Origin of the sequence: Streptomyces syringium (genome assembly GCF_017876625.1) — a bacterium.
Taxonomy (GTDB): Bacteria; Actinomycetota; Actinomycetes; order Streptomycetales; family Streptomycetaceae; genus Streptomyces; species Streptomyces syringius.
The window spans coordinates 33,619-53,801 of the sequence record NZ_JAGIOH010000002.1; the positions used below are offsets into that span (position 1 = coordinate 33,619).

At 76.9% G+C, this 20,183-nt stretch carries 18 protein-coding genes and 1 pseudogene; 1 reads left to right on the forward strand and 18 read right to left on the reverse strand.

Going from position 1 to position 20,183, the window contains the following annotated elements; genetic code table 11:
* Window positions 1–13: 13 nt before the first annotated feature.
* From JO379_RS32840 to JO379_RS32925, 17 genes and pseudogenes are all read right to left on the reverse strand, one after another.
* Window positions 14–286: a hypothetical protein gene (locus tag JO379_RS32840; protein WP_130880644.1), complete on the reverse strand. Its 273-nt coding sequence runs from the start codon at window positions 284–286 to the stop codon at window positions 14–16.
* Between the two features lie 106 nt (window positions 287–392).
* Window positions 393–1,277 carry an SDR family oxidoreductase gene (locus tag JO379_RS32845; protein WP_372449155.1) on the reverse strand — a complete coding sequence of 295 codons (885 nt, stop codon included), beginning with the start codon at window positions 1,275–1,277 and terminating at the stop codon, window positions 393–395.
* Window positions 1,278–1,490: 213 nt separating this feature from the next.
* A complete protein-coding gene (locus JO379_RS32850) occupies window positions 1,491–1,907 on the reverse strand; it encodes a CBS domain-containing protein (RefSeq protein ID WP_130880642.1) in 417 nt (138 codons plus the stop codon).
* A gap of 224 nt (window positions 1,908–2,131) precedes the next feature.
* Window positions 2,132–3,136, reverse strand: a complete 1,005-nt coding sequence (locus JO379_RS32855; RefSeq protein WP_307842232.1) for a polysaccharide pyruvyl transferase family protein — start codon at window positions 3,134–3,136, stop codon at window positions 2,132–2,134.
* 52 nt (window positions 3,137–3,188) lie between these two features.
* Complete coding sequence (locus JO379_RS32860; RefSeq protein ID WP_307842233.1) at window positions 3,189–4,226, reverse strand: glycosyltransferase family 2 protein; 1,038 nt, start codon at window positions 4,224–4,226, stop codon at window positions 3,189–3,191.
* Window positions 4,223–5,215: a glycosyltransferase family 2 protein gene (locus JO379_RS32865; RefSeq protein WP_209519099.1), complete on the reverse strand. Its 993-nt coding sequence runs from the start codon at window positions 5,213–5,215 to the stop codon at window positions 4,223–4,225. The genes JO379_RS32860 and JO379_RS32865 overlap by 4 nt, the downstream gene beginning before the upstream one ends.
* On the reverse strand, window positions 5,212–6,237 hold the full coding sequence (locus JO379_RS32870) for a glycosyltransferase family 9 protein (protein ID WP_209519101.1): 1,026 nt from the start codon (window positions 6,235–6,237) through the stop codon (window positions 5,212–5,214). The genes JO379_RS32865 and JO379_RS32870 overlap by 4 nt, the downstream gene beginning before the upstream one ends.
* The gene (gene rfaE2 / locus JO379_RS32875) at window positions 6,234–7,721 is read right to left on the reverse strand and encodes a D-glycero-beta-D-manno-heptose 1-phosphate adenylyltransferase (protein WP_130880638.1); all 1,488 of its coding nucleotides are present in this window, start codon (window positions 7,719–7,721) and stop codon (window positions 6,234–6,236) included. The genes JO379_RS32870 and rfaE2 overlap by 4 nt, the downstream gene beginning before the upstream one ends.
* A 248-nt stretch (window positions 7,722–7,969) precedes the next feature.
* Window positions 7,970–8,575, reverse strand: a pseudogene (locus JO379_RS32885) (D-sedoheptulose-7-phosphate isomerase); the annotation flags it as partial.
* Window positions 8,576–8,702: 127 nt separating this feature from the next.
* The gene (locus JO379_RS32890; RefSeq protein ID WP_209519103.1) at window positions 8,703–9,968 is read right to left on the reverse strand and encodes a glycosyltransferase; all 1,266 of its coding nucleotides are present in this window, start codon (window positions 9,966–9,968) and stop codon (window positions 8,703–8,705) included.
* Window positions 9,965–10,933: a glycosyltransferase gene (locus tag JO379_RS32895; RefSeq protein WP_130880636.1), complete on the reverse strand. Its 969-nt coding sequence runs from the start codon at window positions 10,931–10,933 to the stop codon at window positions 9,965–9,967. The genes JO379_RS32890 and JO379_RS32895 overlap by 4 nt, the downstream gene beginning before the upstream one ends.
* A complete protein-coding gene (locus JO379_RS32900; protein ID WP_209519104.1) occupies window positions 10,930–11,979 on the reverse strand; it encodes a glycosyltransferase family 9 protein in 1,050 nt (349 codons plus the stop codon). The genes JO379_RS32895 and JO379_RS32900 overlap by 4 nt, the downstream gene beginning before the upstream one ends.
* Entirely contained in the window at window positions 11,976–12,770 is a 795-nt protein-coding gene (locus JO379_RS32905; protein WP_372449156.1) for a D-glycero-alpha-D-manno-heptose-1,7-bisphosphate 7-phosphatase, read from the reverse strand. Before JO379_RS32905 ends, JO379_RS32900 begins: the two co-directional genes overlap by 4 nt.
* Window positions 12,771–13,056: 286 nt before the next feature.
* Window positions 13,057–14,136 (reverse strand): glycosyltransferase family 2 protein, encoded by a 1,080-nt coding sequence (locus JO379_RS32910; RefSeq protein ID WP_245382768.1) that lies wholly within the window; start codon window positions 14,134–14,136, stop codon window positions 13,057–13,059.
* A gap of 53 nt (window positions 14,137–14,189) precedes the next feature.
* Entirely contained in the window at window positions 14,190–15,890 is a 1,701-nt protein-coding gene (locus JO379_RS32915; RefSeq protein ID WP_130880633.1) for a carbamoyltransferase family protein, read from the reverse strand.
* A 174-nt stretch (window positions 15,891–16,064) separates the two neighbouring features.
* The gene (locus JO379_RS32920) at window positions 16,065–17,021 is read right to left on the reverse strand and encodes an NAD-dependent epimerase/dehydratase family protein (RefSeq protein ID WP_130880632.1); all 957 of its coding nucleotides are present in this window, start codon (window positions 17,019–17,021) and stop codon (window positions 16,065–16,067) included.
* A gap of 34 nt (window positions 17,022–17,055) precedes the next feature.
* Window positions 17,056–17,250 (reverse strand): DUF2795 domain-containing protein, encoded by a 195-nt coding sequence (locus JO379_RS32925; RefSeq protein WP_130880631.1) that lies wholly within the window; start codon window positions 17,248–17,250, stop codon window positions 17,056–17,058.
* Between the two features lie 753 nt (window positions 17,251–18,003).
* On the opposite strand from JO379_RS32925, the gene JO379_RS32930 reads away from it, so the two are divergent.
* Window positions 18,004–18,516: a DUF5709 domain-containing protein gene (locus JO379_RS32930; protein ID WP_242626329.1), complete on the forward strand. Its 513-nt coding sequence runs from the start codon at window positions 18,004–18,006 to the stop codon at window positions 18,514–18,516.
* A gap of 242 nt (window positions 18,517–18,758) precedes the next feature.
* On the opposite strand, the gene JO379_RS32935 is transcribed toward JO379_RS32930, so the two are convergent.
* The gene (locus JO379_RS32935) at window positions 18,759–19,562 is read right to left on the reverse strand and encodes an SDR family oxidoreductase (protein ID WP_209519106.1); all 804 of its coding nucleotides are present in this window, start codon (window positions 19,560–19,562) and stop codon (window positions 18,759–18,761) included.
* Between the last annotated feature and the right edge of the window lie 621 nt (window positions 19,563–20,183).

A 20,183-nucleotide genomic window follows, 5' to 3' on the forward strand; every position in this document is an offset into this window, starting at 1 on the left:
TCGCCCCGGCTCGTCATGGCTGGGTGTTCTTGCCGTGTCCCTCGTCGCGTGTGCGCTCCTTCTCCGCGTCTTTCTTGGTTCTTCCGCCGCGCGCTCGCACGCCTTCGAGGGGCTCGTCGTGTGCCGTGCCGCCTCGGGCGGGGTAGCCCTCGCGGGCGCCGGCGGTGCCCGGCACGGAGCGCTCACGCGGCCGGCTCTCCCGGCCGGAGTGGGCTCCAGGTCCCCTCTCGTCGCGGGCCCGCTCCTGGGGGGTGCGGCGTGGGTCATCGGGCTGGTGTCGGGGCATGTCGGCCGCCTTGGGGTCGTGGTCCGGCTGCCCCGCCGCGCCGTGGTGGCGGGGCAGCCGACTGGGTACCCCGATGGGGGCGGCGTATGCGTTGCCGGTTTTCCGGTCAGGGCAGCGGGGTGCCGCCGGTGGCGTTGAGGATCTCGGCGGTGATGTAGCTCGCTTCCTGCGAGGCGAGGAAGACGTAGGCGGGGGCCATCTCGGCCGGCTGGGCCGCGCGGCCCAGCGGGCTCTGTTTCCCGAAGCTCGCGGTGTCCGGGAGGGTGGCGGGGATGAGGGGGGTCCAGACCGGGCCGGGGGCCACGGCGTTGACGCGGATGCCCCGTTCGGCGAGCTGCCCGGCCAGCCCCTGGGTGAAGGTGACGATCGCCCCCTTCGTCATGGCGTAGTCCAGGAGGTGGGGGCTGGGCTTGTAGGCCTGCACGGAGGTGGTGTTGATGATGCTGCCGCCCTCGGGGATGTGCGGCAGGGACGCTCTGCAGAGCCAGAACATCGCATAGACATTGGTGCGCAGTACCCGGTCGAACTGCTCGGTGGTGATCGCTTCGAGGCCGTCGGGCTGGCCCATCTGGTACGCCGCGTTGTTCACCAGCACGTCGATGCGGCCGAACTCCCGCACCGCGTGGTCCACCACCCGGTGGCACTCCCCCTCCTCGCGCAGGTCGCAGGGCAGGGCTGTCGCCCGGCGCCCCGCCGCCTCGATGAGGGCGGAGGTCTCGCGGGCGTCCTTGTCCTCCTCGGGCAGGTGCGTGAACAGCACGTCCGCGCCTTCGCGGGCGAAGGCCAGTGCCACCGCCCGTCCGATGCCCGAGTCGCCACCGGTGATCACGGCCCGGCGGCCTTCCAGCCGGCCGCTGCCCCGGTAGGTGTCCTCACCGTGGTCCGGGCGGGGGTCCATCCGGCCGGTGTGCCCGGGCGGTGTCTGTTCCTGGTCGGGGAACTCAGGCCGCGGGTAGCGTTCTGCCGGGTTGTCCCGGTTCTCCTGCGTCACAACGATCACCTCCCTCAGCCGCATACCCCGGGCCGGGCCCCGCAGGCGGTCCGGGTGCCGCACGCCATCCGGACGGTCCAGGAGATTCCCGCGGACCGTGCTGCCGGGGCTGCGGTTCCGGGGGCGGGGGGCCGCCCGGTGCGGGCCGGGCGCAGCCGCCCGGGCACGAGCGCCCCCCTTCTTCGCGTCGTCGCGGGACGCCCCCTTCGGGGGTCAGTCGGTGGACAGGGCTTCCAGCAGGTCGCCGACCTGGCGGTCCGGCAGGGCCCGGGCGACGTCGGCCAGGGCGACCATGCCCACCAGGCGGTGGCCGTCGATGACCGGCAGGCGGCGTACCTTGTGCGAGCCCATGGTGCGCAGGATCTCGCCGGCGTCGTCGTCGGCGCCGATGGTGACGGCCTCGCCCTGGGCGAGTTCGCCCGCCTTCACGGCGGAGGGGTCCTTGCCGGCGCCCAGGACCTTCACCACGACGTCCCGGTCGGTCAGTACGCCCTTGAGCTTGTCGTCGGTGCCGCAGATCGGCAGTGCGCCCACGCCCATCCGGGTCATCTTCCGGGCGGCGTCCAGCACGCTTTCCTGGGCGCCGACGCATTCGGCGCCTTCGGTCATGATCTCGCGGGCTGTGGTCATCTCGTTTCTCTCCTCGGTCGTGTCCGGGGGCGCCCGGGGTGCTCCCGGGTCCGGTAGCGCCGATCTTCGCCGCAGTGCGGGCGGATCGGCGGCGACGCCCGGGGGCAGGGCCGCGGCTTCACCCCGATGCCTTCGTGGCCTCGTGTGCCCGGGCGGCGGCATCTCACGCGGGCCCTCGCGGATCCGGGGTGCCTGCCGGTGGCCGGGGGTCATCTGAGGTCTTTTCAGGTCCGGTGGGGGGCTCGGGGGCCTTCTTCCCCGCTCCCCCGGGCGGGGTGGGCGGGGGGCTGGTGCAGGCGGCGCAGGAGGTCGTCGAGGACGGTGGCCTCGGCGGGGCGGGCCGCGCAGGCGGCGGCGTGCCGGCGGCCCTGGGCCGACAGGCACCAGCGCAGCATCCGGTCCAGGTGGCGGGGGCGGACGCTCTCGCAGGGCAGGACGGCCGGCCAGCCCAGGGCAGCGGCCTGGGCGGTGACTTTCGCGCCGCCGGCGACGGGGTCGACGGCCAGGGCGGGGACGCCGGCGCGCAGGGCGAGGACCATGCCGTGCAGGCGGGTGGTGATGACGGCGTCGAGGCGGGCCAGGAGGGTGTGCAGTTCGTCGGGGGTCGCCGGCAGGCGCCAGTCGCGGGTGTCCAGGCGGGTGTCCAGGGGCAGCCGGGCCGCCCGGGTGGTGGGGAGCCAGTCGGTCAGGGCGCGGGTGACGGCGGTGTGCCGGCGCAGCGGCCCGTATTCGTGCTGGCCGTGGGTGAGGATGACGCCCAGCAGCGGGGGGCGGGCCGGGGCGGGGGCGTGGAGGCTGAGGTCGGTGGCGGGGGCGCGGCCGGCCAGGTCGCGGTGCAGCAGGTCGTCGAAGAGGGTCGCGGCCGGGTCGGTGGGGTCGGGTACGGAGACGCCGACGGCGATGCGGTGGCAGCGGGCGAAGCGGGCGTGCAGGTCGAGCAGGGGGCTGGTGCCGTCGGGGGCGGGGCGCGAGTGCAGGGGGCCGCAGGCGAAGACCAGATGGGTGTAGCGGGCGGGGTCGGCGGCGTCGAGGTGGAGGGCGCGGGGGGCGAAGCGCGGGGAGAAGGCGGTGTCGTGGGCGATGCCGGCCTGGTGCAGGGTCTGCTGGACGGCCTGGGCGGCGAGCAGGTCACCGGCGGTGACTTCGCCGTGCAGGAAGCTGAACCAGCCGGTGAGCAGGACGCGCCGGGCGCGGTGGTCCACCGCTGCTGATGGGGTGTCAGCCGGCACAGCGGCGGGCGGGCGGGGCGCCGCCGCTGGCGGGGGGCCGGCCGGCATGCCGTCAGCCGACATAGCGGCGGGCGGTGGAGGTCTTCTGGGGGGTGTCGAGCAGGCGTAGCCGGTCCTCGACCGCGCGGGGCACGGGGCGGCGTTCGCGCAGGATCCAGCCGATGCCCGCGGCGGCCTCGGCGAAGGCGCGGGCGGAGGTGGCGTCGCGGGGGACGGTGCGGGCGAGGTGGGCGGTGCGGCGCAGGGCGGCGGGGGCGGAGCGGCGCAGCCAGGTGGACCACAGGGTGTTGCGGATGCCGTGGCGGCGGCGCAGGCGGGTGTCGCGGTGGGGCGAGGGGCGGTGGTGGGCGGTGAGGTGGTCGGCGTAGGTGAGCCACCAGCCGTGGGCGGCGAGGTCGGCGGCCAGGAGTTCTTCCTCGCCGCCGAGCCACAGGCGCGGGGAGAAGCCGCCGGCGGTGCGGAAGGCGTCGGTGCGCACGACGGTGGCGGCGGCGAGGAAGGAGCCGAGGGCGGGGGTGGACAGCCATGGGGGGCGTGGGAGGGGTGAGTGGCGCAGCTCGCTGACGATGGGGTCCTCGAAGGGCTCTGCGGAGGGTACTTCCGCAGGGGGTTGTTCCGCGGGGGGTTGTTCCGCGGGGGGTTGTTCCGCGGGGGGTTGTTCCGCGGGTGTGAAGGGCGCCCCCGCGGGGGGTTCTTCCGCGGGGGCGGGGGGTGCTTGCGTGGGGGCGGGGTGCACGAGGATGCGGGCGGTGACGGCCGCGAGGCGGGGGTGGGCCTGGAGGAGGTCGGCGGCACCGCTGAGGGAGCCGGGTTCCCACCAGGAGTCGTCGTCGCAGAAGGCGAGGCAGGGAGTGGTGGCCAGGCGGGCGGCCAGATTGCGGCCCGCGGCGCCGAGATTGCGCCCCGGGGTGAGCAGCGTGACGCCGGGGTGGCGGGTGCGTACGGCGTGGGCGGTGTGGTCGGTGGAGGCGTTGTCGACGACGGTCACCGGCGGGCGTTCGGGCAGCGCGGCCAGACGGTCCAGGGTGTGCAGGAGTTCGTCGCGCCGGTTGTGGGTGATGACGATGACGGTGGTGCGGGGGTCGCTCACGGGGTGTTCTCCCTGGGGGTGGTGCCCTGGTGCGGTGCGGGCGGGCATGCGGGGTGCGGGGGCGGGGCGGGCGGGGTTTCCAGGGTGGTGAGGCTGTGTTCGACGGCGGGTGGCAGGGGGCGGCGGCGGGCGAGGGCCGCGGGCAGGCGGGCCAGGGCGGCGGCCAGGGCGCTGCGGGCGTCGGGGTCGGCGGGGCAGGCACGGGCCAGGGCCCAGGTGCGGGCCAGGGCGCGGGGCAGGGGGCGGCGCATCCAGAGGGTGAGGAGTTCGTTGCGCAGGAGCCGGGCGGTGCGCCCGGTGCGGGGGCCGGGGTCGGGGTCGTGGCGGGCGATGACCTGGGGGCAGTGGGCCAGGCCCCAGCCCGCGGCGGCCAGGTCGAGGGCCAGGAGGGTTTCCTCGCCGCCGAAGTGCAGCAGGGGGTGGAAGCCGCCGGCGGCGAGGAAGGCGTCGCGGCGTACGACGGCGGCGCAGGCGAGGAAGCCCAGGACGGAAGGGCCGGGCAGGTCGGGGGCGTGGCCCAGGGGTGAGGTGGCCAGGAGGCGGTTGAGGGGGTCGGGGTGGCCGGCCGGGCCGACGTGGGTGGCGGCGGCGATCAGGGCGAGGCGGGGGTGGGTGTCGAAGAGGCGGGCGGCGTGGGCCAGGGCGCCCGGTTCCCACCAGGAGTCGTCGTCGGCGAAGGCGATGTAGGGGGTGTTCAGGGCGGCGGCGCCGACATTGCGGCCCGCGGCGCCGAGATTGCGGCCCGGGGTGAGCAGCGTGACGCCGGGGTGGCGGGTGCGTACGGCGTGGGCGGTGTGGTCGGTGGAGGCGTTGTCGACGACGGTCACCGGCGGGCGTTCGGGCAGCGCGGCCAGACGGTCCAGGGTGTGCAGCAGGCGTTCGCGGCGGTTGCGGGTGATGACGACGACACCCACCCGGACAGCGGAGTGAGGGGATGCGGCGGGACCGAGGGGTGCGGCGGGACCGGAGGGTGTGGCGGGGGGTGTCATGACACGGTCTCCGCGGCTCGGTGGGGGGCGGGCAGGCAGTCGAGGGCGGTGAGGACCTCCTGGCAGGTGATGCGCAGCAGCCGGGGGTCGGGGGCGGGGCCGTGGGCGTCGCCGGGGCGGGCGGGGTCGCCGGGGCCGGGGTGCCACAGCACGTGGTGGCGGGGGCCCTGCGGTGGTCCCCACAGGCGGGGGGCGACGGGGCCGAAGAGGACGACGGAGGGGGTGTCCAGGGCGGTGGCGAGGTGGGCGAGGCCGGTGTCGCCGACGAGGACAGCGCGGGCGTGGGCGACGAGGGCGGCCAGGCGGGGGAAGGGCAGGTCGGTGGTGCCGCCGAGGACGGCGGTGGCCGGCAGGCCGGCTTCTTCCGCGATCCGGTGGGCCAGGGGGCCTTCGCCGGCGCCGGCGGTCAGGACGACACGGTGCCCGGCGCGGTGCAGGGCACGGGCCACGGTGGCGAACCGCCCCGGCGGCCAGCGGCGGGCCGGGGCATCGGCACCGGGGTGGATGACGATGGCACCGGGGGCGGGTGAGGGGCCCTCAGGCGGGGGGATGCGCAGGTCCGCGGGGTCGGCGGGGGTGCCGTACCAGCGCAGGAGCCGGCACCAGCGGGCCCGTTCGTGCTCGTCCTCCTGCCAGGCGGGGCCGGGAAGGTGGGGGGTGCCGGGGTGGGCGTAGGCGTAGAGGCGGCGGGGGCCAAGGGCGTGCAGCAGCAGGTGGCTGGGCGGGCCGTTGCCGTGCAGGTCCACGGCGAGGTCGGGCGGCGGTCCGGTCCAGTCCAGGCGTGCGGGGACGGCCCGGCCGGGGGCCTGGGCGGGGAGCAGCTGGTCGACGGCGGCGGTGGCCGCGGCGGCTTGGGCCAGGCGTGCGGGGGCGGCCAGGACGAGGGTGTGGCCGGGGTGGGCGCGGCGCAGGGCGCGCAGGGCGGGCACGGCGGTGAGGAGGTCGCCGAGGCCGAGGGCGCGCAGGGCCAGCAGCCGCGGACCGTGCGGCTGTGGGGGGTTGGGCGGGTGCTGGGGGGTCATGGGCGGGTGGTGGTCGGCGGGGTGAGGGGGGCGAGCGCGGCGCGGCGGGCGAGTTCGGTGGTGGAGCGGCCGGCGAGGTAGGGCAGGGTCACGGCCTGTCCGCCCCATTCGCGCAGGGCGGCGGATTCGGGGAGGGTCTCGGCGGTGTAGTCGCCGCCCTTGGCCCAGACGTCCGGGCGCAGGGTGCGCAGCAGGGTTTCGGGGGTGTCCTCGTGGAAGACGGCGACGGCGTCGACGCAGCCGAGCCCGGACAGGACGCGGACGCGGTCGGCTTCGGGCGTCAGCGGGCGGCCCGGTCCCTTCAGGCGGCGGATGGAGGCGTCGGAGTTGAGGCAGACGATGAGGCAGTCGCCGATACGGCGGGCGCTTTCCAGCAGTCCGACGTGGCCGGCGTGCAGGAGGTCGAAGCAGCCGCCGGTGGCGACGACGGTCCCGCCGCGGGCGCGGACGGCCGCGGCCAGGGTGAAGGGGTCCTGGCAGTGGTGCGCGGGGGGCGGCGCGGGGCTCTGCGGGTCCCACAGGCGGGGGTTGCCGGCGCCGCCCGCGGCGACGAAGGCCGCTGCTTCGGCGACCGCCCGCTGGATGGCTTCCTCGGGGAGGGCGCCGTCGCCCAGTGCGGCGGCGGCGACGGCGGCGAAGCAGTCGCCGGCCCCGCAGGGGTCGCCGGTGGCCGGGTGCGGGGGCGGGACGAGCATGGGGCTGTCGCTGCCGTTGCGGGTGAGGATCGCGCCCCGCTCGCCGAGGGTGACCGCGACGGCCGCGGCCTGCCAGTGCCGGGCGAGAGCGGCGCCGCGCAGGGCGTGGGCGCGCAGGGAGTCGCCGGTGGCGGGCTCGGCGGCCGGGGGCGCCAGGGCGCGGGCCTCGGCGGCGTTGGGAGTGGCCAGCCGCACCTCGGGGACGGGGGTGTCGCCCCTGGGGTGGGGATCCCACAGGACCGGTGCCCTGCGGGCGGCGGTGTGCAGGTGGCTGCGCACGGCGCGGGCGGTGCCGCGGCCGTAGTCGGCGACGAGTACGGCCCCGGCATCGGCGAAGGCCTCCCGTACGGCGTCGCCGGGCTCGCCGGGGGTGCCGCCGCCGTCGTCGATACGGACCAGGGGGCGGTCGCCGGCGCGGACGCGGGTCTTGACGGGCAGGGTGCCGTCGAGGGAGAGCTCCACCAGGTGGACGCGGGGGGCCAGGGCCTGGCGGACGGTGTCGCTGGCCTGGTCGTCGCCGAGGGCGGTCACCAGCACCACGGTGCGCCCGTCGCGGGCGGCGAGGGCGGCGGCGAGGCCCGCGCCGCCGGGGTGGCTGCGGTGGTGGCGGACGTCGACGACCGGGGCGGGGGCATCGGGTGCCAGGCGGGTGGCTTCACCGTCGATGTCCTGGTCCAGGAGGGTGTCACCGACGACGAGGAGGGGCTGCTGTCCGCTCCCCCGCCTGGTGCGCCTGTGGTGACGGGGGCCGGTGCGGGGATCGGTGCGGGAATCGGTGTGGCTGCTCATGGGGTTCGTCCCTTTCAGCCGGCCGGTACTTCGGGGCCGGGCGCGGCGGGCGGGGGTGTGCCGGGGGCGGGAGCCGGGGCGGGCCCCCCGGTGACGGGGTCTTCGGTGACGGGGTGTTCGGTAACGGGGGCGCGGCGGCCGGCGACGGTGCGGCCGGTGGCGGGATGGCCGGTGGTGGGGTGGCCGGTGGTGGCGGTGAGGTGGCCGGTGGTGCGGCCGGTGGGGGCGGGGTGGGCGCCGGCGGGGAGAGGGCCGGTGGCGGCGCGGGCGGCGGCGTCGGTCCGGGCGGCGGCGTCGAAGGATTCGCACAGCAGGTGCAGGGCCACCAGGTGGGCTTCCTGCACGGTGGCGGTGTTGTCCGCTTCGATGCACAGGGCTTCGTCCGCGCGGTCGGCCAGGGGGTTGGGGCGGGGGCCGGTCATGGCCCAGACCCGCAGCCCGGCCAGGCGGCCGGTGTCGGCGGCGGCCAGCAGGTTGGGGCTGCGGCCGGAGGTGGACATCAGCAGCAGCACGTCACCCGGCCTGCCGTGGGCGCTCACCTGGCGGGCGTAGAGCTCCTCGAAGCCGTAGTCGTTGCCGATGGCGGTCAGGGTGGAGGTCTCGGCGTGCAGGGCGATCGCGGAGTAGGCGGGGCGTTCGGTGCGGTAGCGGCCCACGAGTTCGGCGGTCAGGTGCTGGGCCTGGGCGGCGCTGCCGCCGTTGCCGGCGGCCAGCAGGCGGCCGCCGAGGGGGAGGACGGCGGCGAGGTGGCCGCCCCATTCGGTGAGCTGTCCCAGTCCGCGGCGGCGGAGGTGGCCGAGGGCGTCGAGCAGCGACTGGCAGTGGGTGTGTGCGGCGTGCAGGGGATCGGTCATGGTGGGTGGGGGTGCTCCGGTGGTGGCCGGGGCGGCCCTTGCCTCCTTCGCCTGTGCTTCGCCTGTGCTTCGCCTGTGCTTCGCCTGGTGGTCGTTGCCCCGCCCCCCGGGGGGGGGTGGGGCGGGGTCAGCGCGCGGGGCCGGGGGTCACCTCGCTCCTGCCGCGGCTCGGGTGGCTCGGGTGCAGGGCCAGCACGTCGTGGTAGACGTCCCAGGTGGCGGCGGCCACCTGGTCCCAGCCGTAGCGGGTCAGGACCCGGCGGCGGCCTGCGGCGCCGCAGGCGGCGCGGCGGGCGGGGTCGGCCAGGAGTGCGGTGACGGCCCTGGCCAGGGCGGCGGGGTCGCCGGGGGTGAACAGGCGGCCGGTGGCCGGGTCGGCGACGGTGTCGAGGTGGCCGCCGGTGGCGGTGGCGACGACGGGGGTGCCGCAGCCCATGGCTTCCAGGGGGACGATGCCGAAGGGCTCGTAGTCGGCGGGGCACAGCACCACGTCCGCGCTGCGCAGCAGGGCGGGGATGCTTTCGCGGGGCAGGCCGCCGGTGAAGCGGACGCGGTCGGCGACTCCGGTGCGGCGGGCCGTCTCGCGCAGCCGGCGTACTTCGGGGTCCTGGTGGAGCTGGTGGGGCGGGGGGCCGCCGGCGATGAGGAGTTCGGTGCCGGGCAGGGCGGTGAGGGCGGTGATGGACAGGGCGGCGCCTTTGCGTTTGACGAGCCGTCCGATCTGGAGCAGGCGGTGGCGGCGGGGAGGGCGGGGGGCGGCGGGCCCGTGGGGGGTGAAGACGGTGGTGTCCACGCCGCAGGGGACGATGGTGGTGCGGTCGGCGGCGATGCCCATGGCGGCCAGTTCGCGGACCTCGTCGCGGCAGGTGGCGATGATGCGGTCGCAGCCGTGGCCGACTGCTTTTTCCAGGGCGATCCGGTCCGGTGGGCTGGTGTCCTCCTGGCGCTGGTGGCGGCGCTTGACGGTGCCGAGGGCGTGGTAGGTGTGCACCAGGGGCAGGCCGAGTTCGCGGGCCGCGGCCAGGGCGGCGATGCCGGACATCCAGAAGTGGGAGTGGATGATGTCCGGCGGCCGGTGGCGCCACTCGTCGGCCAGGAAGTGGCCGAACTGCTCCATGTGGGGCAGGAGTTGGTCCTTGGGGATGTGGCGGGGCGGGCCGGCGGGGACGTGGCGGACGTCGACGCCCGGGCGCAGGGCGACCCGGGGAGGCAGGTGGGGGGCGTCCTGGCGGGTGTAGACGGTGACGTGGTGGCCGTGGTCGGCGAGGGCGGCGGCGAGGTGGGCGACGTGGACGTTCTGGCCGCCGGCGTCGACGCCGCCCAGGACGGCGAGGGGGCTGGCGTGTTCGGAGACCAGGGCTATGGTGCGGCCGGGGCGCGGGGTGGCGGTCATCGGCGGACCGCTTCCTGCAGGACGTCTTCCCAGTCGGCCAGGAAGCGTTTGAGTCCGTAGCGGGCCAGGGCCGCGTCGCGGGCGCGGGCTCCGTCCTCGGCGGCGGCAGCGGGGTGGTCCAGGTAGTGGCGGGCGGCCTCGGCCAGGGCCCGGGGGCGGGTGGAGAGGACGCCGGCGCCCGCGGGGACGGCTTCGGTGGCCTCGGTGGTGGCCAGGGCCACCACGGGCATGCCCAGGTGCATGGCTTCCAGCAGGGACAGGCCCAGGGAGGTCCAGCGCACCGGGTGCAGGTACAGGCGGCGGCGGGCGATGGTGGTGTGCAGTTCGGCCTGGGGCAGGTCGGCGGTGCGGCACCGGGCGGGGGTCAGGCCGAGGTGGCGGGCGAGGCCTTCGGTGCCCATGCCGAACACGTCGAGGGGGGCGGCTTCGCTGAGGGCGGGCAGAAGGTCGGTGCCGGTGGTGCGGCCGCGGCGCAGGGGGTCGTTGACGACGACGGCGGCCCGGGGCAGGTGGCCGGTGTAGAGGTGGCCGGGGTCGACGATGCCGTGCTCGATGACTTCGGTGCGGGTGGTGCCGTTGTCCCAGAAGAGGCGGTTGAAGTGGGTGACGTGCACCAGGGTCAGGTCGCCGCGGCCGGCGCAGGGGTGGGGGGTGTCGGGCACGTGGCCGTGGGGGGCGTTGTGTTCGAGGTAGACGGCGGGTATGTCGTGGCCGGGGCGCCTGCCGCCGAGCCAGCGCATGGCCAGTTCCTCCTCGTGCGGGCGCTGGAGGACGATGAGGTCGAGGGGGGTGTCGCGGAGCTGGTGGGGGGTCAGTTCGCGGACGGACTCGGGCCAGGGGAAGGTGCGGGCCAGGCCCAGGCCGTCGGGGCCGCGGTCCTCGGTGACGGGGACGAGGTAGGTGTGGGGGCCCTGGACGAAGGCGGTGGTCCAGGAGCCGTGCACGTGCCACAGCAGGATGTTCATACGGTGACCTCCTGGTCGGGGCCGGGGCCGGGGGTGCGGGTGAGCAGGGTGTCCACGGCGGTGAGGAGTTCGGCGTCCGTGACCGAGTCGAGGCAGGGGTGGCCGGGGACGGGGCAGGTGCGGGCCCTGGTGCCGGCGCACGGGGCGTCCTGGTGGCCGAGGAGGACGTGGGGCACGCGGTAGGGGGCCCAGCGGTGGGCCGGTACGACGGGTGCGAAGAGGCAGACCAGGGGGGTGGCGACGGCGGCGGCGAGGTGGGCGGGGCCGGTGTTGCCGGTGATGAGGGTCCGCGCGGCGGCGATGACGGCGGCGAGTTCGGGCAGGGTGGTGCGTCCGCCGAGGTCGAGGGCGTGGCGGCCGGCGACGGCGGCGGTGAGGTCGCGTTCGGCCGGACCGCCGGTGACCACGACGCGGTGGCCGGCGGCGGCAAGGGCGGCGACGGCGCGGGCGGCGCGCGGGGCGCTCCAGGCGCGGGCCGGCACGGCGGCGCCGGGGTGGACGACGAGGTAGGGGCCGGGGCCCGTCAGATGGGGGGCCGCGGCCGGGCAGGTCACGCGCAGGGCGCCACTGTCGCCGGGGGGCAGGCGCAGGCCGGCCGCTTCGGCGAGGTCGAGGGCGGCGGCGGCTTCGTGGCGGTGGGGGGCGCGGTGGTGGCGCAGGTCCAGGAGGGAGCCGGGGTAGTGCTCGCTGTCCGCGGCGATCCAGGGCACGCCGGCCATTTTGAGCAGGAGGGCGGCCGGCAGCGGGCTCTGGTGGTAGGAGGCGAGGATCAGGGCCCGGTCGAAGCGGCGGGCGGCCAGGGCGTCCAGGAGCGCGTCGGTGTCGGCCCGGCGGGCCGGGGGTGCGTCGAAGCCCACCCAGGGGGCGTCGTAGACCAGGATGTCGTCCAGGCCCGGCAGCAGGCGGGCGGCGGCTTCGCCCCGTGGCCCGCACAGCAGGGCGGTGCGGGCGGAGGCCGCCGCGGCGGCACGGATCGCGGGCCCGGCGAGCAGCACGTCGCCTGCGCTGTCGAGCCGTACCACCAGGGTGTGTCCGCCTGTGGTCATCTGGCTCCCTGTCCGCCGGGCAGCAGCAGCCGTACCGCGGCCAGCAGGTCGGGGGCCTTTTCGGGGGCGGCCGCGGTCTCCTGGGGGCGGGTGAGGGCGGTGGGGACGAGAACGCCGCGGGCCCCGGCGGCGCGGGCGGCGGCGACGTCGGAGCCGATGTCTCCGATGACGGCGACCCGGCGGGGGTCGGCGCCCAGGCGCCGGCAGGCGGCGTGGATGAGCCCGGGGGCGGGCTTGCGGCAGGCGCAGCCGTCGCCGGGGCCGTGGGGGCAGACCGCCCAGAGCGCGAACGGGCCCAGGAGTTCCTCGACGCGGCCCTGGACCGCCCTCACCCGCCGGTGGTCCAGCAGACCGCGGGCGACACCGGACTGGTTGCTCACCACCGCCACCGGCACCCCCCAGGAACGGACGGTGTCCACGGCCGCACGGGCCTGGGGCATCAGGCGCACCCGGCGGGGATCGCCGTTGTAGGGGACGTCCTCGATGAGGGTGCCGTCACGGTCGAAGAGGACAGCGTCGGGCAGGCCCCCCGGCGGGCGGGGCGGGCCGGGCGGGGTGAGCAGGCGGGGTGAGCGGGAGGGGGCGGGCTCCTGGGAGCGCGACGGGGCCGGGCCGCCCGGGCCGCCCGGGGCGGCCGTCGGGTCCGGGGGGCCCGGCAGGTCCAGGAGGCCCGGGGCATCCGTCGGGTCCGGGGGGCCCGGGGCAGCCGTCGGATCCGGGGGGCCCGGGGGGAAGAGCCACGGGCCGCCGGCCGGGACCGGTGGGGTTCGAGGGGTGGAAGTGGTGAACACGCACCCTGAGTAACCCGGTGGCGACCACTAAAACCACGCCAAACGGCTACAAAGTGCGAGCACGGCCGGGCGCGGCCGGGACGGCCCGGGGCGGTGCCCGTGCCCGGGCGGAGCGGGATGGGGTGCGGGCAAGGCGGAGCGGAGCGGCGGGACAGGGCGGGGCCCGGCCGGGAGCACCGGGCGGGAGCGGGGCGTGGCGGGAGGGGCGTGGCGGGAGGGGCGTGGCGGGAGGGGCGTGGCGGGAGGGGCGTGGCGGGAGGGGCGTGGCGGGAGGGGCGTGGCGGGGTCAGGGGGAGGTTTGGGGAAGCGGGGCGGTGGCCGGGGCGGGGGTGGAGGGGGGCCGGCCGGGGGCCGGCGGGCGCGGGGGCAGCGGGCGCGGGGCGGCGTGGCGGTGGCGGGCCAGGCCCCGCAGCCAGTGCAGGACGGCGGCGGGCGGGATGAGGACGCTGGTCGCCGCCATGACGGCCACTTCCCGGCCGGTGCGCGGCCCCGGGGCGATACGGGCCCAGGCGAACTCCGCGCAGCCCGCCAGCCACAGGGCCCCGCAGCCGGCCGCGGCCCGGGGCCGGCGGGCGGCCGCGGCCGCCAGTGCCGCCGCCCCGGCCGCGCTCACGGCCAGGTGGGCCGGCAGCCGGCCGCGGGGCGCGCCCGCCCGCTCCCACCAGGTCCGGCCGTGGAGACGGTTCATCAGCACGTCGTCGGCGTTGCCGGCCTGGGTGCGCAGCGAGACCCAGCGGTCCGCGGGGCGTACGGGGTGGGTGGTGCGGCGGGTGCCCTGGGTGATGGTCCAGCCGGCGTCCAGGACGCGCAGGGCGAGGTCGGCGTCCTCGCGGAACGCGCGCGGGAAGCGTTCGTCGAAGCCGCCGCTCTCCTCCAGGGCGGTGCGCCGGTAGGCCATGTCGGCGGTGATCCACCGGGCGCGGGCCAGTCCCGCGGTGGTGCGTTCCCAGTCGGTGGGGCGGCGGCCCTCGGGCAGCGGGACGGTGATGTGTGCCTGGACGGCGGCGGTGCGGGCGCCGGCCGCGGCGAGGTCGGCGGCGAGGTCGGCGGCCCAGGTGGGGCCGGGCAGGACGTCGTCGTCGAGGAAGGCGATCCACGGCTCGGCCGCCGCCCGCCAGCCGGCGTTGCGGGCGGCGGCAGGGCCGGCGGCGCGGCCGGGCACCACGTCGGTGAGGTCGCGCAAGCGCGCGGGGACGGTCACGGGCAGGGGCGTGCAGTCCTCCAGCGGCCGGTCGTCGACCAGGACGATCCGGGTGGGCCGCGGCCCCTGGCCGCGGTCCAGGGCGCGCAGGCAGTCGGTCAGGCTGGGGCGGCCCAGGGTCGGGATGACCACCGCGTACGCCAACGCCGGCAGCGGGCCGGGCAGGGCGGCGGCCGGGTCGGGCAGCGGGCCGGCCGGGTCGGGCAGGGGGGTGCCGTTCACCGGACGCAGCCCTTGTCCTGGGGGCCGGCGGTGGTGGTGGCCAGGTCGGGCCGGCCGGCGGCGAAGAATTCCCGGCGGCGCACCACGAAGGGGCCCATCGCGAGCAGGTCCACGGGGGCGGAGCCGAAGCATTCCAGGGCGTCGCGGGGGTCGTCCACCATGGGGCGGCCGGCGGTGTTCAGGCTGGTGTTGACGACCACGGGCAGCCCGGTGAGCCGTTCGAAGGCGGTGAGCATCCGGGCGACGAGGGGTTCGGTGTCCGCCTCGACGGTCTGGATCCGGGCGGTGCCGTCCACGTGCACCACCGCGGGGATGCGCTCGCGCCACCGGGGGGCCACGTCGTGGACGAAGAGCATGTAGGGGCTGGGCAGCGGGCCGTCGAAGATCTCCGGGGCGCGGTGGGCGAGGACCATGGGGGCCACGGGGCGGAACTGCTCGCGTCCCTTCACGTCGTTGAGGCGCTCGAGGTTGCCCACCCGGCCCGGGTGGGCGAGCAGGGAGCGGTGGCCCAGGGCCCGCGGGCCGAACTCCGCGCGGCCCTGGAACCAGGCGACGATCGCGTCGCCGGCCAGGGCCTCGGCCACGGTCTCGGCGACATCCTCGGGCCGTTCGAAGGGCACCTGGGCCGTCTTGAGCCAGGCTTCGAGTTCCGCGTCCGACCAGCCGCGGCCGAGGTCGGCACCGGCCGGGGGGCGGGGCGTGTGCCCGGCGCCGGCGGACAGCAGCAGCGCGCCGCCCAGCGCGGTGCCCGCGTCACCGGAGGCGGGCTGGACCCACACCCGGGAGAAGGGGCCCTCGCGGGCGAGACGGGAATTGGCCACGCAGTTGAGCGCCACTCCCCCGGCCAGCGTCAGGACACCGTCGTGGGTTTGGCCGTGGAGCCAGCGGGCGAGGTCGAGCAGCGTCTCCTCCAAGGCCGCCTGGGTGCTGGCGGCGAGGTCGGCGTGGGCCTGGGTCCAGGCCTCGCCGGGCCGGCACGGCGGGCACAGCTCCTGCCACGGCACGCCGGTGGCCCGGAAACCGCCGTCGCCGGTGGGATGGACGTGGCGGCGCAGCTCGGGCAGCAGGCGCGGGGTGCCGTAGGAGGCCAGCGCCATCACCTTGTACTCGTCGCTGGAGCGCAGGAAGCCCAGGTGCGCGGTGAGTTCTTCGTAGACCAGGCCCAGGGAGTGCGGCAGTTCCTGCCCGTGGAGGGGTTCGAGGTGGTTGCCGGTGCGGCGGGCCGCGAGGTGGGAGGTGGCCTCGCCGCGGCCGTCGAGGACGAGGACGGAGGAGTTCTCGGCGCCGGGGGCGGCGTAGGCGCTGGAGGCGGCGTGGGCCATGTGGTGCGGGACGAAGTGCACGAGGGCGGGGTCGAGGCCGGGCAGGGCCTCGCTCAGGAAGCCGGGGGCCTCGCGGGCGTAGGTCAGGCGCAGGTGGTCCCAGGGGTCGTGCAGTCCCATGGTGTCGGCCGGGCGGGCGAGGCGGGGGTCGAAGGAGTAGGCGACGGCGTCGAGGTCCGCGGGGCGCAGGCCGGCCTGGCTCAGGCACCAGGCGGCGGCCTGGCCGGGCAGTTCCCAGGCGGAGAAGGGCACCGGCCGTTTGCCGTGTTTGCGCCGGGAGAAGCGTTCTTCCTCGGCGGCGGCGACGGTCACCCCGTCGATCACCAGGGCGGCGGCGGGGTCGTGGAAGAGGGCGTTGATTCCGAGGATGCGCATGGGGTGGGGCCTTTCGTGGCCGGCCTGCGGGGCGGGGCGCTCGGCGCCGGCGGCGACAACGGCGGGACGGAAGAGGCGAGACAGGAGGGGCGGAAGGGCCGGGCGAGGGCGGGGCGGGGCGGCTGGGGGGCGGGGGCGGGGGGGGACGGCAACGGCCGGTGGGGGCGGGGGTTTTCAGGCGGCCTGGGCCCGGAACCAGCTGATGGCCCGGGCGAGCCCCTCGGCGGGCGGGACGCGGGGCTCCCACTGGAGCTTGCCGCGGGCCAGGGTGATGTCCGGGCAGCGCACGGCCGGGTCGTCGGTGGGCCGGTCGATGAAGCGGACGGTGGAGGAGGAACCGGTCAGCTCGATGACGGTACGGGCCAGTTCGAGCATCGTGATCTCGGTGGGGTTGCCGAGATTGACCGGCCCGCGCAGGTCGGACGCCGCCATGGCGAGGATGCCGCGGACGGTGTCGTCGACATAGGCCAGCGACCGGGTCTGGCGCCCGTCCCCGGTCACCGTCAGCGGCTCCCCCGCCAGGGCCTGGCGGATGAAGGTGGGCACCGCCCGGCCGTCATGGCCGCGCATGCGCGGCCCGTAGGTGTTGAACAGCCGCACGATGCCGGTCCGGGTGCCGTGCCCGTCGGCCTCGGCGGTGGTCAGCGCCTCGGCGAACCGCTTGGCCTCGTCGTACACGCTGCGCGGGCCCACCGGATTGACATTGCCCCAGTAACTCTCGCTCTGCGGGTGCTGCTGGGGATCGCCGTAGACCTCGGAGGTCGAGGCGAGCACGAAACGGGCCTCGTGACGGCGGGCCAGGGCAAGGGCGTTACGCGTCCCCAGACTGCCGGTCTCCAGCGTGTGCAGCGGCAGCCGCAGATAGTCGGCGGGCGAGGCGGGGGAAGCGAAGTGCAGGACCAGATCGGCGGGGGCGGTCTCGAACGGCTGCGTGACATCGGCCGGCAGGAGCGTGAAACCGGCCCGGCCCTCCAGATGGGCCACGTTCCGGCGGGACCCGGTACAGAAGTCATCGACACAGGTCACCGCGGTGCCCTGGTCGATCAACGCGGTACACAGGTGCGAACCGACGAAACCGGCCCCGCCGGTGACGACCGCGTGCTCCCACCGGGGAGCGGGGGTGGTGGCCATGAGGGCTCCTTCCTGGAGGGTGGCCGGCGGGGTGTTACTCCGTCCCGAAGACGGCCTTCTGCACGTCCGCGGGGCTCTCGAAGCTCTTCTGGTCGAGGTGGGAGATCTTCTCCACCATGTCGTTGCCCGCCTTGTTCTTCTTCGCGACGGCGACGAGCTTCTCCCGGTCGGCGGGGTAGGGCGCGCCCTTGAGGGCCTTCTGGAGCTCGATGGGGTTGGTCTCGGCCATGGGAATCTCTCCTTCTGCGGTGATGCGGGAACGTGCAGTGAGGCGGTGGTGCGGTGGTGCGGTGGTGCCGGGCTCGCCGGCTGCCGCCCGGAACGGAAACCGGGGCGGAGCCTCCCAGTACCCCCGCAAACCCGGAGCATTCGGTCTTACTGGTTGTAAATCCCCGCTTGGCCCAGTGACGGATCAGCGGTCTCCCGGCTCCCCGCCGGCCCGGCAGGACGGCAGACGGGCGGCGGCGGGACGGGGCGGGGCGCGGGCGGTGGCAGGGGTGACGCGGCGGGGCGCGGGACGCGGCGGGGCGGGACGCGCCCGGTGTTCCCCCGGGCGCCGCGCGGGCACACGACGCGCAAGCGCCACCGTCCGGGGGCCGGCCGGCGGGGCCGCCGCGGGGGCGGGCGGGGGCAGGGGCCCCGCGCGCGCCCGGCCTGCCCGGCCCGGGTGGCGCCGCCGCACCTCCGCCGCATCTCCGCCGCACCTCGGAACAGACCGATCCTGCGTATTCACACCGTTTCGTCCGTGGAGGGCGGGAAGCCGCACGGAGGAGCGGAAGCCGGAGGTGATCAGCCGCCGTGCCGGGACAGCAGGGCCTCGCGCCGGCGGGGAGCCACGGGCACGCCCGGCACGGCGTCACCTGAACGGCACCGCCGGACGGCCGGAGGGCCGCAGCGGGCCCACGCTGGACAGGCCATGGCCGTCCAGGCCGTCCGCGCGGCGACGCGGCCGTTTCCCGCTCCTGGGAAGGGAGAGCACGTGATGTCCGACGAGGCGATGGGTGACGAGGTCTACCAGCCGGCCGGCTCCGACACCCGCGACAACCCCGACGACCTCGACCTGGAGAACGCGCTGGAGGGGGACGGGCTCGACGAGACCCTCGACGAGGGGTACTCGCCGCCGGAGAAGCCCCTGGCCGCGGAGCACCACGGCACGACAGCGCGGGAGCAGCGGGAGGGCGAGAGCCTGGAGCAGCGCCTGGCCGAGGAGGAGCCCGATGTCGCGCCGCCCGAGGGTGACGGCATCGGTGACCAGGTGGGCACGAACGGCGAGGCCGTGGACGAGGAGGCCGGCGAGGCCCGCGCGGGGCGGGTCGTGGCGGCCGACGACGGGCTCCCGCTCCGCGCGAACGACGTGGTCGCCAGGGACGTCGGCACCGACGGCGGGGCCGCCTCGGCGGAGGAAGCCGCGCTGCACATCACCCCCGGCCCCGGGGAGCGCGAACCGCGGGAGCGGGGAGAAGACGACAGCGGCGGGCGCCCGCGGGGCACCTGACGGGCCGCCGGCGCGGCCGGGGCCGTGGGACGGGCCGGGGCGAACGGGGCCGGGGCCGCACCGGGTGGGGCGGGAACGCAGCCGGGGCCGCCAGCGGGCAGGGCCGTCAGCGGGCAGGGCCGTCAGCGGGCGGGACCGTCAGCGGACTGCGGGCACCGCCCTGGCGCCCGGCAGGCCCGCCCGCCCGCTGCTCCGCCCCCTCCCCTGCCTCCAGGTGCGGTCCAGGGCGGTTCAGGGCTGTTTCAGGGCCGGCGCCAGGCGTCGTCCTTCAGGTGCGAGCCGGCCTGCGGGCCCATGCGCAGCATCCCGCCGTCCACGCTCCATGAGGCGCCGGTGACGTAGCTCGCGTCCGGGCCGGCCAGGAAGGCGATGACCGCGGCCACCTCGCGGGCGTCGCCCGGCCGGCCCAGCGGCACACCGGGGCGGCGCTCGGTGTGGACATCGGTGTCCTCCTGCCCGGTCATGGGGGTGGCGATCTCGCCGGGTGCCACGGCGTTGACGTTGATCCCGTGCTCGGCGAGTTCCAGTGCCATGACCTGGGTGAGCAGCCCCAGGCCGCCCTTGGCGGCGCAGTAGGGCGCGGCTCCCACCCGCGGCTGGTGCTCGTGGACGCTGGTGACGTTGACGATCCTGCCGCCGCCGCCCTGGGCGATCATGCGGCGGGCAGCGTGCTGCGCGCACAGCAGGGGGCCGATGAGGTCGACGTCGACGACCTGGCGGACGGTGTCGTGGGTGAGGTCGAGGAAGGGGGTGGCGGTGCCGGTGCCGGCGTTGTTGACCAGGACGTCGAGGCGGCCCAGTTCCCCGGCGAGCCGGTCGACGGCGTCGGCGGCGTCCGGCAGCCGGGTGAGGTCCATGGGCGCGAGCGCGGCGCGCCGTCCCAGGGCCCGTACCTCGGCGGCGGTGGCCTGGGCGCCCTCGTGGTCGAGGTGCCAGGTGATGCCGATGTCCATGCCCTGGGCGGCCAGGCGCACGGCGGTGGCGCGGCCGATGCCCGAGTCCGCCCCGGTGATCACCGCGACGGGTACGGCGGGGTGCCTGTTCATCTCTCCTCCTGAAGCCGGGGGTGGAACGGCCGCCCGGCCGTACGCGGCCGGGCCGCCCGGCGGGGCGGGGTGGTCGGGCCGCCCGGTGCGGCGGGGTGGTCGGGCCGCCCGGTGCGGCGGGGTGGTCGGGCGGGGTGGTGAGGTGGGACGGCTGGGCGGGGTGGGGTGGTGGGCTCTGCCGGGCTCATGGTGCGCCGCCGCGGGCCCCGTGGTGCGCGCGCCGCTCCCGGCGGCCGCGCCACTCGTGTGAGCAACCCCACCCACTCGGCCCGATCCCTTGCGCCACAAGGGGCCCGGCGGCCGGGCCGGCCCCGTGCGGGGTGAGCGCGGCGGCGGCCGGGCCCCGCTGTCTGTGACGATGGGACGTCGCTGAACGGCAAGGCCCCTGCGCTTCCCGCACGGGACCGGTGCCGGAAGGCGCATCCGAATCTCCGCCAGGGCGCCGCGCGACGCGGCCGGTGCCCCGTGCCTGCCGCATCCGCCTTCCGAGCCTGACGGGCTCTTCACGAAGACCTCCGCCGTGCCTTCTCCCGCCCCCGCCCCCGTGCCGCCCGCCCCTGTACCGGCCGGCCGCCGTCTGCCCCTCCCCCGCCTGCCCCGCTCCCCGCGCCGCGGAAAGCA

What these genes read in the sequence shown, in the direction of transcription:
- JO379_RS32920 (WP_130880632.1), bottom strand. Translation starts at nt 17,021, where the DNA reads ATGGCCACCACCCCCGCTCCCCGGTGGGAGCACGCGGTCGTCACCGGC.
- JO379_RS32865 (WP_209519099.1), bottom strand. Translation starts at nt 5,215, where the DNA reads ATGACACCCCCCGCCACACCCTCCGGTCCCGCCGCACCCCTCGGTCCC.
- JO379_RS32890 (WP_209519103.1), bottom strand. Translation starts at nt 9,968, where the DNA reads ATGACCGCCACCCCGCGCCCCGGCCGCACCATAGCCCTGGTCTCCGAA.
- rfaE2 (WP_130880638.1), bottom strand. Translation starts at nt 7,721, where the DNA reads ATGAGCAGCCACACCGATTCCCGCACCGATCCCCGCACCGGCCCCCGT.
- JO379_RS32915 (WP_130880633.1), bottom strand. Translation starts at nt 15,890, where the DNA reads ATGCGCATCCTCGGAATCAACGCCCTCTTCCACGACCCCGCCGCCGCC.
- JO379_RS32935 (WP_209519106.1), bottom strand. Translation starts at nt 19,562, where the DNA reads ATGAACAGGCACCCCGCCGTACCCGTCGCGGTGATCACCGGGGCGGAC.
- JO379_RS32840 (WP_130880644.1), bottom strand. Translation starts at nt 286, where the DNA reads ATGCCCCGACACCAGCCCGATGACCCACGCCGCACCCCCCAGGAGCGG.
- JO379_RS32850 (WP_130880642.1), bottom strand. Translation starts at nt 1,907, where the DNA reads ATGACCACAGCCCGCGAGATCATGACCGAAGGCGCCGAATGCGTCGGC.
- JO379_RS32870 (WP_209519101.1), bottom strand. Translation starts at nt 6,237, where the DNA reads ATGACCCCCCAGCACCCGCCCAACCCCCCACAGCCGCACGGTCCGCGG.
- JO379_RS32900 (WP_209519104.1), bottom strand. Translation starts at nt 11,979, where the DNA reads ATGACCACAGGCGGACACACCCTGGTGGTACGGCTCGACAGCGCAGGC.
- JO379_RS32925 (WP_130880631.1), bottom strand. Translation starts at nt 17,250, where the DNA reads ATGGCCGAGACCAACCCCATCGAGCTCCAGAAGGCCCTCAAGGGCGCG.
- JO379_RS32895 (WP_130880636.1), bottom strand. Translation starts at nt 10,933, where the DNA reads ATGAACATCCTGCTGTGGCACGTGCACGGCTCCTGGACCACCGCCTTC.
- JO379_RS32930 (WP_242626329.1), top strand. Translation starts at nt 18,004, where the DNA reads ATGTCCGACGAGGCGATGGGTGACGAGGTCTACCAGCCGGCCGGCTCC.